Origin of the sequence: Pseudomonas sp. RHF3.3-3, assembly GCF_048069595.1 — a bacterium.
Classification (GTDB): domain Bacteria; phylum Pseudomonadota; class Gammaproteobacteria; order Pseudomonadales; family Pseudomonadaceae; genus Aquipseudomonas; species Aquipseudomonas fuscovaginae_B.
The window spans coordinates 5,636,020-5,649,353 of record NZ_CP182250.1; the positions used below are offsets into that span (position 1 = coordinate 5,636,020).

A 13,334-nucleotide genomic window follows, 5' to 3' on the forward strand; every position below is an offset into this window, starting at 1 on the left:
TCGATCGACCCGCTTAATCAAGTCCGCACAGCTCGCGCAGGCGAGCCGTGTCCAGGTGTCGCTCGACCAGATCGGCCAGGCGTTCGATATCCCGCTCGCGCAGGGCGTGATAGTCCACCTCCTGCACCGCTTCCAGCCCTGCCCAGCGCAACAGCGCGGCGCAGGAGCGGGGCGACTCGAACAGGCCGTGCAGGTAGGTACCGAGAATCTGTCCGTCGGCGCTGCAGGCACCGTCGCAGCGCCCATCATCGAGCAGTACCGCCGGCCGCTCCAGCGCCGCCCCGGTGGTCACCCCGGCATGAATCTCGTAGCCACTGATTTCGGCGTTCTCCAGCGTCAGGTGCCCGCGCACATTACGCAACTGCTTCTCCCGCTCGAGTTCGGTGCTGAACGCCAACAGGCCAAGACCGGCACTGGAGCCCGGCGCTCCCTCCAATCCCAACGGATCGTGCACCTGTTCGCCGAGCATCTGCAGGCCGCCGCAGATGCCGAGCAGCTTGCCGCCATAGCGCAGGTGCCGGTTGATCGCGATGTCCCAGCCGTTCTGGCGCAGATAGGCCAGGTCGCTGCGCACGCTTTTCGAGCCGGGCAGGATGATCAGATCCGCCGCCGGGATCGTCTCGCCGGGACCGACGAACCGCAGGTCGACCTGGGGATGCAGGCGCAATGGATCGAAATCGGTGTGGTTGCTGATGCGCGGCAGCACCGGTACCACCACTTTCAGCACCTGGTCGAGCTTGTCGATCTGGCGCCGATCCAGGCCATCCTCCGCCTCCAGGTGCAGGTCCATGACATAGGGCAACACGCCGATCACCGGCTTGCCGGTGCGCGCTTCCAGCCAGTCCAGCCCAGGCTGCAGCAGGGCGATGTCGCCGCGAAAACGGTTGATGACGAAGCCCTTGACCCGCGCCTGCTCGCTCGGCGACAGCAGCTCCAGGGTGCCGACCAGGTGGGCGAACACCCCGCCGCGGTTGATGTCGGCGATCAGCAGCACCGGGCAGTCCACCGCTTCGGCAAAGCCCATGTTGGCGATATCGCCGGCCCGCAGGTTGATCTCCGCCGGGGAGCCGGCCCCCTCGACCATCACCACCGGGTAGTCATGGCTCAGGCGCTGGTGGGACGCCAGCACCGCCTGCATGGCGATGGCCTTGTAGTCGTGATAGGCGACCGCGTTCATGGTGGTCACGGCGCGACCATGGACGATCACCTGGGCCCCGGTGTCACTGTTGGGCTTGAGCAGCACCGGGTTCATGTCGGTGTGCGGCGGCAGACCGGCGGCCTGGGCCTGGACCGCCTGGGCCCGGCCGATCTCGCCGCCGTCGGCGGTCACGGCACTGTTGAGCGCCATGTTCTGTGGCTTGAACGGCGCCACACGGACGCCCTGGCGGGTCAGCCAGCGGCACAGGGCTGTCACCAGCGTGCTCTTGCCGGCATCCGAGGTGGTGCCCTGGACCATCAGAGTGCTCATGGGTGTTCCTCGTTGTAGGCCTTGAGCGCCTGCTCCAGACGCGACCAGCCGGCCTCGTCGGGTGGCAGGCCAAAACGCAGGCTGCTGTTCTGGACAAACAGACGCAGCAGGATTGCGCGTCGCGCCATGAATTCGTGTAGGTGTTCGGCGCGACTGGTGATCAGCCACTGGAACAGCGCACAACCGCCCTGGGGGGCGAAGCCATGGTCTGTCAGCAAGGCCACCAGGCGCTGGCTGGCCTGTTCGGTCCGCTGCCGCTGCCGGGTGTGGCCATCGCTATCGGCCAGGCACACCTGTCCCAATACCCGCGTCGGCCCCGCCACGGCCCAGGGACCGATCTGCTCGGCCAGCAGCTTGAGCAGCTTGCGCTCGGCGAGGACGAAGCCCAGCCGCACGCCGGCAAGGCCAAAGAACTTGCCGAACGAGCGCAGCACGATCAGCCCGACCTTATGGGTATGCGCCGCCAGGCTATGCTGCGGGGTGTTGTCCATGAAGGCCTCGTCGACCACCAGCCAGCCGCCGCGCTGGGCCAGGCGGCCATGCCAGTCCAGCAACTGCTCGGCCGACAGCTTCAGGCCGGTCGGGTTATTCGGGTTGACCACCACCAGCACATCGAGGCTGTCGAGAAAGAAGTCGATCTCGTGCTCCAGTACTTCGCGCACGATGTAACCGTTGCGACGCCAGGCCTCGGCATGCTCGGCATAACACGGTGAAAGCACGCCGACCTTGCCGCTGCGGCGCAATTGCGGCAACGCCTGGATCGCGGCCTGGGAGCCGGGTACCGGCAGGGCCAGCGGCGCACCGTAGTAGGCGCAGGCGGCCAGTTCCAGGCCATCGTCGGTTTCCGGCAGACGCGCCCAGGCGCGCTCGGGAATCGCCGGAATCGGCCAGGACCAGGGCGCCAGGCCGCTGGACAGGTCGAGCCAATCCGCCTCGGCAATCCCGTATTGTTCCACCGCCTTGCGCAACCGCCCGCCGTGCTCAAGCATAAAACTCAGCTCCCAGACAGAGAACCAGCAACCATAGCCATACCCCGCGCTGCACCAATTGCCAGCCGCGATCGATCGCGTCGGCATCGGCAGCCGGGCCCTCCCCCAATTGCGGACGCTGGTGCAACTCGCCGTGGTAGATCGCCGCGCCACCCAGTTCGACCCCCAGGGCACCGGCACCGGCCGCCATCACCGGCCCGGCGTTCGGACTGTCCCAGGTCGGTCCCTGGGTGCGCCAGCACTTCAGCGCCAGGCGGGTCTTGCCCAGCAGAGCGTAGGTCAAGGCCACCAGCCGGGCAGGAATATAGTTGAGCAGGTCGTCGATCCGTGCCGCCGCCCAGCCGAAACGCTCGAAGCGCTCGTTACGATAGCCCCACATGGCGTCAAGGGTATTGCTCAGTCGGTACAGCACCACCCCGGGCACGCCGGCGACGGCAAACCAGAACAGCGCGGCGAAGATCGCATCGCTGCCGTTCTCCAGCACCGACTCGGTCGCGGCGCGGGCCACCGCGGCCTCGTCCAGTTCCGAGGTCTGCCGGCTGACCAGGTAACCCACGCGCTGGCGCGCCAGTTCCAGGTCGCCACTGCGCAGCGCCTGGGCCACCGGCGCCACATGCTCGCCCAGGCTGCGCATGCCGAGGGCACAGTAGAGAAACAGGATCTCGATGAGCCAGCCGATACAGGGCGCCCACGACAGGGCCGTGGCCAGCAGCGTCAGCGGCACCACCGCCAGCACCCAGGCCGTCACGCCATGGCTGCGCCAGCCACGGCCGCCGGAGTTGAAGCGTTGTTCGATGCGATCGGCCAGACGACCGAACGCCACCAGCGGATGCCAGCGCCTGGGTTCGCCCAGCAGCGCATCCAGCGCAACCCCGGCGACACTCAACAACGCCACACTCATTGACTCACTCCCCAGTAGTTTTCATACAACAGCTCATTCAACGGACGCGGTTGCGCCCAGCCTTCCAGTGCCAGCATCGGCGCCGGGTAGAACGCCTCGACCGGCCCCAGGCACAGCACCGCCAGCGGTTTGGCGCCCTCAGGCAAGCCCAGCAGGTCGGCCAGCGCCTGCGGTTCGAACAACGACACCCAGCCCATGCCCAGCCCCTCGGCCCGCGAGGCCAGCCAGAGGTTCTGGATCGCGCAGGACAACGACGCCATGTCCATCTCCGGCAACGTCCGGCGACCGAAAATGTGTCGCTCACGCCCATCCATCAGCGCGGCCACCAACACCTCGGCGCAGTCGTTGATGCCCTCGACCTTCAACTTCATGAACTCGTCGGAGCGCTCGCCCAGGGCCTCGGCGGTACGCACCCGTTCGTCTTCCACCAACTGCCGGATCCGCCCGCGCAACGCGCGATCGCTGATGCGGATGAACCGCCAGGGCTGCATCAGGCCGACACTCGGCGCCTGATGCGCCGCCTCCAACAGCCGCGCCAGCAGTTGCGGCGCCACCGTGCCGCCACTGAAGTGACGCATGTCGCGCCGCTCGGCGATGGCCCGGTAGATGGCCTCGCGTTCCTCTATGGAAAAAACCTTGTCTGTCATGGCCTCTGCGCAGTGCCTGCGCCCACATCGACTGCGCCGGCCCTGGCATGCTCAGAAATGCAATCCTGCGGCTGCGGCGCCAACAGCGCGGCAACCGCGCGGGGATTGGATGGAAAATAGAAATGCACATAGGAGGCGGTCGTGCGCCCCTCACGATAGACCGCCTCTGCGCCGCGCCCACCATTGGGGCTCTGCCCACGGGCAATCGGCGCCAGCTCGGTGGTGGTCAACGAGTGGTGGTACGTATGCCCGCGCAGCAAGCCTTCCGGCAGTTCCACGGCCTGCAGGGCCAGAGCGGCCAGGCGTTTCTGCATCACCGCCTCTCCCGCCAGCAAGCCGAGCAGTTCGGCCCGCTGGCCGTCGACATCGGTCAGCGCCTCGAGCAGGTAAAGCATGCCACCGCACTCGGCGAGCAGCGGCTTGCCCGCCGCGTGGTGCCCACGGATCGCCGCCAGCATCGAATGGTTCTGCGCCAGCATCCGGTGGTGCAATTCCGGGTAGCCGCCCGGCAGGTACAGACTGTCGGCCGGCGGCAGTTCGGCATCATGTATGGGCGAGAAGAAGCACAGCTCGGCCCCCAGCGCGCGCAACAGATCCAGGTTGGCGCCATAGATGAAGGCAAACGCTTCGTCGTGGGCCACCGCGATTCGAACACCGGCCAATAGCGGCTCGACGGCCGCTGCTGGCGGTGCGGCGAACTCGACCGCCGGCGGCAAGGCGACTTCGCAACTGGCGCCCAGGGCCTCGGCGGCGACATCCAGGCGACGATCCAGGTCGTTCAGCTCGCTGGCCTGGACCAGCCCGAGGTGCCGGCTCGGCAGCTCGATCCCGGTCTCGCGGGAGAGCGCACCGTACCAACGCAGGCCTTCGGTCAGGCTGCCTTCGAGCAATTGCGCATGACGCGGGGTACCGACCCGGTTGGCCAGCACCCCGGCGAACGGCAGGTCCGGCTGGTAGCGCGCCAACCCCAGGGCCAGCGCGCCGAAGGTCTGGGCCATGGCCGTACCGTCGATCACCGCCAGCACCGGCACACCGAAGTGCCGCGCCAGGTCGGCGCTCGATGGCGTGCCGTCGAACAGCCCCATGACCCCCTCGATCAGGATCAGGTCGGCCTCGCCCGCCGCCTCCCAGAGCAGCCGGCGGCTTTCCTCGGCACCGACCATCCACAGGTCGAGCTGGTACACCGGTGCGCCACTGGCACGCTCGTGAATCATCGGGTCGAGGAAGTCCGGGCCACACTTGAACACCCGGACCTTGCGCCCCTGGTTGCGATGCAGACGCGCCAGGGCCGCTGTCACCGTGGTCTTGCCCTGGCCGGAGGCCGGCGCGGCAATCAGCACCGCCGGGCAATGACGCGCCTGAGTCATAGTTCGATGCCTTTCTGCGCCTTGATCCCGGCCTGGAACGCGTGCTTGAGCAGGCCCATCTCGGTGACGGTGTCGGCCAGGTCGATCAGTTCCGGCTTGGCGCCGCGCCCGGTCACCACCACGTGCTGCATCGGTGGACGGCCCTGCAGGTCGCTCAGCACCTGGTCCAGATCCAGATAGCCATGCTTGAGGGCGATATTCAGCTCATCGAGCACCACCAGGCCGATCTCCGGGTTGGCGAGCATTTCCCGCGACACCGCCCAGGCCGCCTCGGCCGCGGCGATGTCACGCTGGCGGTCCTGGGTTTCCCAGGTAAAGCCCTCACCCATCACATGGAAGCGCACCTGCTCGGGGAAGCGGCGGAAAAACAGCTCCTCGCCGGTGCTGTTGCGGCCCTTGATGAACTGCACCACGCCGCACTGCATGCCGTGGCCCATGGCCCGGGCGAGCATGCCGAAGGCCGAGCTGCTCTTGCCCTTGCCGTTGCCGGTCAGCACCAGCAGCAGGCCACACTCGTTGGGGGCATTGGCGATACGCTCGTCGATCACCGCCTTCTTGCGCTGCATGCGCGCCAGGTGGCGTTCGTCGCGCTCGGGGGACTCGTTCATGACAGCTCTCCGTTGGGCTGGATAACGCAAACGGCGGGCAGACGCAGGCACGGCCAAAGCCGTCCAGCATCGCCCGCCGTGATGCTGTGGAATGGATCAGGCCGGTCTCCGGGCTCATGAGCGCGCGAACGCGGGACCGCGCGCCTTCCCATGCCGTCGGCACAGTGGCGAAAAGCGCAGTCTTGACTCATTTACCGTTGCGGGGGCAGCGCCGGGATCGCGCCTCTCGAAGGGCTCACCGGCTTCCCTGTTTCACTCTGTTGACACCGGGCCACAGAGCACCTGAAACAAGCCGGGAAGGTTAGAGGGTTGGGGGTGGAGCGTCAATTGAAGTCGACCGCCAGCCCCGGCGAACGGTGGCATGAACAGGAGAAATGAGCCTCACGAGGAAAACTCATTTCTCCTGAGGGTAAAGGTGGGAATAACGTTTCTCCACATAACACCTCAGTGAGGCAACGGCGTGCACCTGATCAAGCCAAACCTGCGTCAGTACTACCCGATGGCCTTCTCGGCCCAGGGCAGCACGATCATGACCGATGACAACAGGACGATACTCGATGGCTGCTCCGGAGCCATAGCCTGCTCCCTGGGTCACGGCCACCCATACATCATCGATCGGATGCGAACGCAAGCCCACAGGCTCAGCGCCGCCTATCGCACACAATCGCTGAACCTCCCGGCCGAGCGATTGGCACAAAGACTCTGCAGTAAGCTCGGGCAGGCCGGAGCATTTTTCGTCAATAGCGGTTCAGAAGCCGTGGAGGCAGCCTGCCGCACTGCAATTCAATACTGGGACGAGGTCGGCCGGTCAAAAAAGAGACATATCTTGAGCAGGACCATCAGCTATCACGGCTCGACCCAGGCCAGCCTGTCCCTATCCGGTCATTGGCCCAGGCGTCGCAATGTCTGCAGTCCCGACCAACGGCCAACAATTCCCACCCCCTACTGCTACCGCTGCCCTTACGGCAAGAGCCGCAAGACCTGCCAACTCGCCTGTGCCCAGGCACTGGAAATCGAGCTGGGCCAGATCGGGGCCGACGCAGTGGCGGCCCTGCTCATAGAGCCCATCACCGGAGCTTCAGGAGCGGCCATCCTCCCACCGGCAGGCTACCTGGAAACGATCAGCGACATCTGTAAACGCAACGATGTACTGCTGATCGCCGATGAGGTACTGACTGGCCTCGGTCGCACCGGCACCTGGCTGGCCATGGACCACGGTCAAGTCAAGGCCGACATCAGTGTGCTGGGCAAGGGTCTCAATGCGGGATATTTCCCGTTGTCCGGCATCCTGGTGACAGAGGCGATCAAAGAGGCAATCGAACTGGGTAGCGGGGTGTTTTCCTACGGCCACACCCATTCCAATCATCCCATAGGGGCCGCAGTTGGCCATGCCGTCCTGGACGTGCTCGAAACCGAGGGCCTGGTACCTCTATCCGCCAGCCGCGGGCCAATCATCGAATCATATCTGCAGCGGTGCACGGACAGCTCACCCATCATTGGCCAGATTCGCGGGGCAGGCATGTTATGGGGAGTGGAAATAGTCCAGGACAAACCTCGCAAAACACCCTTCGTACCGGGTGCCCAAGCCGCCGAAAGCCTGGTACGGCTCGCCTGGGCCAAAGGCCTGAATCTCTATCCCGCCAGCGGTTTTGCTGCACATCGGCATGGTGACGCAGTGATTTTTGCCCCGCCCCTCAACACCCCTATGCCCATGCTTGAGGAAATGCTTTTACTCCTTGAGCAAATCCTCCAGAGCGCTCCCGGCCACCTGCACAAGGAAGCTGACCATGCCTGACCTCATCGGTCGAATCGGACTGCTGAGACATACCGTCCAACCGATCGACCTGGCCACACACTGGAACAATGACATCCCCGCCCTCGCTACACCGATACTGCTTTGGCTGTCAGAGCTGGCGGCAATGATGGCCATCGAGGGTTTGCTACCCGATACCCTCATGACCGTCGGCATCGCCCATGACAGCCAGCACCTGGCCCCGACACCGGCAGGCTTTACCCTTAGCGTGCGTGCCACTGTCATCCAGGCAACCGATAAAAGCATCGAGTTCGCAGTCGAGGCGAGCGATGGCTCGGAACGCATTTTATCGGGCCTCCACACGCGAGCGGTTGTCGATCGCAAGGCCTTCAAGGCACGGGTCGCCAATAAGCATCCCGGCTTGCAACCATGAATCGACCAGTCATGCGGGCCGAGCGCAGTCACTCCCGGATTCTGTTACTGGTAACCGGCTCCGCACTGTTAGGAGTTGCGCCGGTCATTGTCAAGGCCCTGCCTTTCGATGCCGAAGTCTCGGCCTTCTACAGGGTCCTGTTGGCGATCCCGTTCATGCTGCTGATCTGTGCACTCCAACCCGTGCAACTACTGCGCCTACCCAGGAACTGGAACTTCTACGGACTGGCATTGCTGGCAACATTGTTCTTTACCGCCGACCTGGCGGTGATGCATCTGGCGATCAGACGCACCGATGTCGCGGTCGCCACTCTCCTGACCAATTGCGCACCTTTCTTCGTGGTACTGATGGGACTGCTCGGGATCATCGACAAGCCCAGGAAGATCGAAATTCTTTTCCTGTTGCTGGCGATCGGCGGCATGTACGTGCTGTGTATCATGGGTAAGCCGGTTACCCGCAACTACGCAGGAGAGGGTATCGCCCTACTCGCTGCGTTCTTTTATGCGGGCTATATCGTGAGTATCAAGAAGCTCAGGGAGTATGACTGCACACCTGCCCTGCTCATGCTGCTCATCACGGCAAGTTGCAGCCTATTGCTGTTTCCGACGTTTATTCTGTCTGGCGCCCCAATCCCCCATGACAGTTCCACCTGGTTACTGCTCCTGGCATTGGTGTTATGTGGCCAGGTGGTCGGGCAACTGCTGGTGACCCTTGCCCTGAAAAAGCTCTCGGCCTCATTCAGCTCATTAGTGCTGCTCCTGCAGCCGGTCATTGCGACAATCCTGTCCTGGTCGTTGCTCGGCGAAGTGCTGACAGCAATCCAGCTATCAGGCATGACAATCATACTGCTGGCTATTACTGCCAGTTCGCTGTTGCCTGGACAAACGCAGTAGCAAGTATTTACACAAACCTAAACAGGAGTCTCCCTACACGAATGCCAGCAAACTTCCGCTGACAGCCGAAAAAGGGAGGAGAAGGATAGTCTCTTATCAACTGAAAGCCTGTCGCGATGAAACTCATCAACATCGATATGGATCTACTCAGGGCTCTTGTTTATGTCAACGACACCAGAGGGTTCACCCGGGCAGCCGAAAAGCTTTTCCGCACGCAATCGGCCATCAGCCTGCAGATAAAGAAACTGGAACAGCTTACTGACAGGCAACTGCTGGAGCGAGGAAAGGAAGTACGCCTGACACCCGCCGGGCTGAAAGTCCATGAGTATGCCTTGAAGATACTGCGGCTCAATGACGAACTGATCAGTTCGGTGGTCAACGAGCACATGCCGTCATGCATCAGGATCGGCCTGCCCGAACTGCACGACCCGCAGGTCATCGGGAAAATACTCGACAGCACTGGCCCCTTCGATGTCCACTGTTCATTCCTGAGCGACCGCAGCGCAAACCTTTCGAAAATGGTCGACTGCCACCTCCTGGATATTGCCTTCCTGTTGCAAGCCGCCCCAACTGATGGACCAACTCTCAGCAATATTTCCTTGAGCTGGGTATCAGCCCACGGCTCCCGACTGCACCAGGACACACCCATTGCCCTGGCACTACCGGCGCCGGGCAGTACCATTCGCCAGATAGCACAGAAGGCCCTGGAAGATCACGGTAGAAGTTTCAGTATTCTTTGTAGCGCCAGCGACCTCATCCCCCTTGAAGCAGCGATTGCCGCCGACAAAGCCATCGGCGTACTGCCGACACGTGGAGTTCCCGTCGGCCTGCACATCATCGACACCGACGAACTGCCACCCCTTCCCCAATTGCACCTGTCCGCCAAGATCTCCTCCCAGGCCAGCCCGGCAGTCAATAGTCTGGCCATCCAGATGATGGAGGTCCTCAACACCATCAGCGCAGCGACAGTTTCAACATCTGATTGAAGATATTGACCCTCTGTATGTCGTTGGTGCCACCTGCGATCTTCAAACCTGCAGCATCACGCAGGTACTTGCCGATCCTGGGATCGCAGTAGCCTTGGTGACCATGGATCTGCATCAGGCTTTCGGCAGTTCTCATCAGACTCTCGGCCGCCTGGTACTTCGCCGTGGAACAGGCTATGGAAGCCTCGGCATGATTACGCTCCAACAGCCCCAACGCCTCGTAGGCCAACCCGCGACAGATGATGGACGACATTTTCATATCCGTAAGGCGCCCCTGAATGTACTGGAATGAACCAATCATCTGGCCGAATGCCTGGCGCTGCTGGCTTCGGCTCATTGCCAGGCGGATCATACTGTCGATCAGTCCGGCGGCGATGATCCCGTACAACGCCCGCTCGAAGGCAATGATGTCGTAGAGCACGCTCAAACCACCACCGGGCACACCGACAATGTTGTCAGGCTGCAGGAGCACATCATCAAAATTCAGGTCGGCGGTCGGACTGGTACGAATCCCAAGATTGCGCTCCTCCTCCCCCTGCGTGATGCCGGGTATATCCAGATCCATGAAGAACAGGGTGATGTCGCGCCTGTTACCCAGCGCTGGCACACGCCCCGCCAGCATGCCCATGGTGGCAACAGGTGCGTTGGTAATGTGTTTCTTCTGTCCTGTCAGACGATAACCGCCGCTCTGCTCGACAGCCGACAACTGCATTTTCGACAGGTCCGAGCCACCCGAGGACTCAGTCATCGCTGTCACCGATATCTCGCCTTTCAGTAGCCTGGGGACCCAACGCTGCACCTGCTGCGGGCTACCGTAGCGGCACAGCAGGCGCAACGACCCCATGTGCCCGAGCACAGTGATGAGGAACCCCAGGTCCTCACACTCCCTGGCAACCTGGTCCAGGCACTCGGCACATTCGATCCAGCTCCCCCCCAACCCACCCTGTCCGACCCCGACCGGTACTTTCCACATTCCCAGTTCGGCCATCATCCGCCAACTGCGCCGATCCAGCGTCGCTTCAGCGTCATGGCACAAACTTGCTTCTGCAACCCTGCAACCCACCACCCGGAATAGCGTTGGGTCAATGACTGTCGTTTTCATGGAATACTCCCTTGCCTGCACTGGAGTGCTTTTTATGGACGCAATGCCCAGCCCTGCCCAACGAGTTCCAGCAATACCCCCGATAACGGCGGTCAATGCCCCGAACCATCCAGCGCAGGCTGCAGGAGGAAGGATTGAACCTGTATCGATCCGACCTCTCTATTGCTGGGCAAACACAAGCATCAATGGAGATTCAACATGTTCCAGCAGAAACACGCGCTGATCATTCTGCTCGCCAGCGGATTGGCTGCTTGTGGCGAAAGCTCCAGCCTGTCGGTAGCCGACGGCACCGGCCCTTCGCCCAAGCTTCCGGAACCGAACAAGACCCTGATTCCCACCGTCAACATCGCCCCGGCCATCGGCTGGCCCGAAGGCGCGCGGCCCCTGACGGCGGCGGGCACCCAGGTCAATGCATTTGCCGAAAACCTCGACCATCCACGCTGGCTGTATGTACTGCCCAACGGCGATGTACTGGTCGCCGAGACCAATGCCCCCGACAGGCCCGATGACAACCAGGGCATCCGCGGCTGGGTGGCCGGCAAGGTCATGGACCGCGCCGGAGCCGGCGTGCCCAGCGCCAATCGCATCACGCTGTTGCGCGACGCCAATCACGATGGGGTCGCGGAAACGCGCACGACCTTCATCGAAGGCCTCAACTCGCCGTTCGGCATGACGCTGGTGGGCAAGGACCTGTACGTGGCCGACACCGACGCCCTGTTGCGCTTCCACTACGAGGAAGGTGACATCACGCTCAAGGCCAAGCCTCAGAAGGTCGTCGACCTGCCCGGCGGCACACTCAATCACCACTGGACCAAGAACGTCATCGCCAGCCGGGATGGCAGCAAGCTCTACGTCACGGTCGGTTCCAACAGCAACGTCGGCGAAAACGGCCTGGACAAGGAACAGGGCCGTGCGGCGATCTGGGAGGTCGACCCGGCGAACGGCAACCACCGGATCTTCGCCTCCGGCCTGCGCAACCCCAATGGCCTGGCCTGGGAACCCCAGAGTGGCGCGCTGTGGACGGCGGTCAACGAACGGGACGCGATTGGCAGCGACCTGGTGCCGGACTACATCACTTCGGTGAAGGATGGCGCCTTCTACGGCTGGCCCTACAGCTATTACGGGCAGCACGTGGATGTCCGGGTGTCGCCTTCGGATCCGGCCATGGTTGCCAAGGCCATCGCCCCCGACTATGCCGTCGGCCCCCACACCGCCGCCCTCGGGCTGACATTTGCCCAGGGCAGCAGGCTGCCAGCGCCTTTCACCCAGGGTGCGTTCATCGGCCAGCATGGTTCGTGGAACCGCAAACCCCACAGCGGCTACAAGGTGATCTTCATCCCCTTCGCCGACGGCAAGCCGAATGGTCAGCCGGTGGACGTGCTGAGCGGTTTTCTCGACAAGGAGGAAAACGCCATGGGCCGGCCCGTGGGCGTGGCGATCGATCGCCAGGGCGACCTGCTGGTGGCAGACGACGTCGGCAACAAGGTCTGGCGTGTTTCACCGGCCAGGCAGTAACAGCCCGCGCTAACGCTTGCGACAGAGCGTCAGGCCATCGCCCAGGGGCAGCAGTGACAGGTCGACCCGCGCGTCATCCTTCAAGGCCCGGTTAAGGGCCTGGATGGCCCGGGTGTCCTCGCTCTGGGCCTGCGCCTCCAGGACCCGTCCGCTCCACAGGGTGTTGTCGAAAATCGCCAGACCACCGACCCGCAGCAGACGCAGGGCGCTCTCCAGGTAATGCGGATAATTGGCCTTGTCGGCGTCGATGAAGATCAGGTCGAAGGATTCGCCCTGCCCCTGGCGCTCCAGTTCGGCCAGGGTGTCGAGGGCCGGCGCCAGACGCAGTTCGATGCGCGAGGCCAGGCCTGCCTCGCTCCAGTAACGCCGTGCCGTGGCGTTGTAGTCGCCGGGAATGTCGCAACACAGCAGCGAACCGTCTTGCGGCAACGCCGAGGCCATGCACAAGGCGCTGTAGCCGGTGAAGGTACCGACTTCGAGCAGGCGTCGGGCGCCGGTCAGGCTGACCAGCAAGGCGAGGAACTGGCCCTGCTCGGGCGCCACCTGCCAGCGCGCCATGGGCAGCGCCTGGGTTTCCTCGCGCAGACGGCGCAGCAGCGGCGTCTCGCGCAGGGAGACCTCTAGCAGGTAGCGGTAGAGCGCATCGTCGAGCTGCAGGGTGCGGGCGGTCAT

At 63.4% G+C, this 13,334-nt stretch carries 13 protein-coding genes and 1 riboswitch; of the genes, 5 read left to right on the forward strand and 8 right to left on the reverse strand.

Annotated elements, in window-relative coordinates; genetic code table 11:
• Positions 1 to 13: 13 nt before the first annotated feature.
• The 6 genes from ACMGT0_RS24630 to cobO are packed head-to-tail and all read right to left on the reverse strand — an operon-like array spanning position 14 to position 5,980.
• Complete coding sequence (locus ACMGT0_RS24630) at positions 14 to 1,468, reverse strand: cobyric acid synthase (protein WP_054063090.1); 1,455 nt, start codon at positions 1,466 to 1,468, stop codon at positions 14 to 16.
• Positions 1,465 to 2,457: a threonine-phosphate decarboxylase CobD gene (gene cobD, locus ACMGT0_RS24635; protein ID WP_054060600.1), complete on the reverse strand. Its 993-nt coding sequence runs from the start codon at positions 2,455 to 2,457 to the stop codon at positions 1,465 to 1,467. Before cobD ends, ACMGT0_RS24630 begins: the two co-directional genes overlap by 4 nt.
• Positions 2,450 to 3,358 carry an adenosylcobinamide-phosphate synthase CbiB gene (cbiB, locus tag ACMGT0_RS24640; protein ID WP_054060599.1) on the reverse strand — a complete coding sequence of 303 codons (909 nt, stop codon included), beginning with the start codon at positions 3,356 to 3,358 and terminating at the stop codon, positions 2,450 to 2,452. Before cbiB ends, cobD begins: the two co-directional genes overlap by 8 nt.
• Positions 3,355 to 4,005: a 5,6-dimethylbenzimidazole synthase gene (gene bluB, locus ACMGT0_RS24645; protein WP_054060598.1), complete on the reverse strand. Its 651-nt coding sequence runs from the start codon at positions 4,003 to 4,005 to the stop codon at positions 3,355 to 3,357. Before bluB ends, cbiB begins: the two co-directional genes overlap by 4 nt.
• Positions 4,002 to 5,372 carry a cobyrinate a,c-diamide synthase gene (locus tag ACMGT0_RS24650; protein WP_054063092.1) on the reverse strand — a complete coding sequence of 457 codons (1,371 nt, stop codon included), beginning with the start codon at positions 5,370 to 5,372 and terminating at the stop codon, positions 4,002 to 4,004. Before ACMGT0_RS24650 ends, bluB begins: the two co-directional genes overlap by 4 nt.
• Complete coding sequence (gene cobO, locus ACMGT0_RS24655) at positions 5,369 to 5,980, reverse strand: cob(I)yrinic acid a,c-diamide adenosyltransferase (protein WP_416770192.1); 612 nt, start codon at positions 5,978 to 5,980, stop codon at positions 5,369 to 5,371. Before cobO ends, ACMGT0_RS24650 begins: the two co-directional genes overlap by 4 nt.
• Before the next feature lie 81 nt (positions 5,981 to 6,061).
• Positions 6,062 to 6,281: riboswitch (cobalamin riboswitch) on the reverse strand.
• A 159-nt stretch (positions 6,282 to 6,440) separates the two neighbouring features.
• On the opposite strand from cobO, the gene ACMGT0_RS24660 reads away from it, so the two are divergent.
• The 4 genes from ACMGT0_RS24660 to ACMGT0_RS24675 all read left to right on the forward strand — a co-directional run bounded on the left by ACMGT0_RS24660 (position 6,441) and on the right by ACMGT0_RS24675 (position 10,045).
• Positions 6,441 to 7,775, forward strand: coding sequence for an aminotransferase class III-fold pyridoxal phosphate-dependent enzyme (locus tag ACMGT0_RS24660; protein WP_416770194.1), 1,335 nt, complete (start codon positions 6,441 to 6,443; stop codon positions 7,773 to 7,775).
• A complete protein-coding gene (locus ACMGT0_RS24665; RefSeq protein ID WP_054060441.1) occupies positions 7,768 to 8,166 on the forward strand; it encodes a thioesterase family protein in 399 nt (132 codons plus the stop codon). The genes ACMGT0_RS24660 and ACMGT0_RS24665 overlap by 8 nt, the downstream gene beginning before the upstream one ends.
• On the forward strand, positions 8,163 to 9,059 hold the full coding sequence (locus tag ACMGT0_RS24670) for a DMT family transporter (RefSeq protein WP_416770196.1): 897 nt from the start codon (positions 8,163 to 8,165) through the stop codon (positions 9,057 to 9,059). Before ACMGT0_RS24665 ends, ACMGT0_RS24670 begins: the two co-directional genes overlap by 4 nt.
• 116 nt (positions 9,060 to 9,175) lie before the next feature.
• Positions 9,176 to 10,045: a LysR family transcriptional regulator gene (locus ACMGT0_RS24675; protein ID WP_416770198.1), complete on the forward strand. Its 870-nt coding sequence runs from the start codon at positions 9,176 to 9,178 to the stop codon at positions 10,043 to 10,045.
• Here the strand turns inward: ACMGT0_RS24675 and ACMGT0_RS24680 are convergent.
• A complete protein-coding gene (locus tag ACMGT0_RS24680; protein WP_081006070.1) occupies positions 10,014 to 11,147 on the reverse strand; it encodes an acyl-CoA dehydrogenase family protein in 1,134 nt (377 codons plus the stop codon). The two genes, ACMGT0_RS24675 and ACMGT0_RS24680, sit on opposite strands and share 32 nt — an antisense overlap.
• Positions 11,148 to 11,345: 198 nt before the next feature.
• On the opposite strand from ACMGT0_RS24680, the gene ACMGT0_RS24685 reads away from it, so the two are divergent.
• Positions 11,346 to 12,662, forward strand: a complete 1,317-nt coding sequence (locus ACMGT0_RS24685; RefSeq protein WP_416770200.1) for a PQQ-dependent sugar dehydrogenase — start codon at positions 11,346 to 11,348, stop codon at positions 12,660 to 12,662.
• 9 nt (positions 12,663 to 12,671) lie between these two features.
• Here ACMGT0_RS24685 and ACMGT0_RS24690 read toward each other — a convergent pair whose 3' ends face one another.
• A complete protein-coding gene (locus ACMGT0_RS24690; RefSeq protein WP_416770202.1) occupies positions 12,672 to 13,334 on the reverse strand; it encodes a class I SAM-dependent methyltransferase in 663 nt (220 codons plus the stop codon).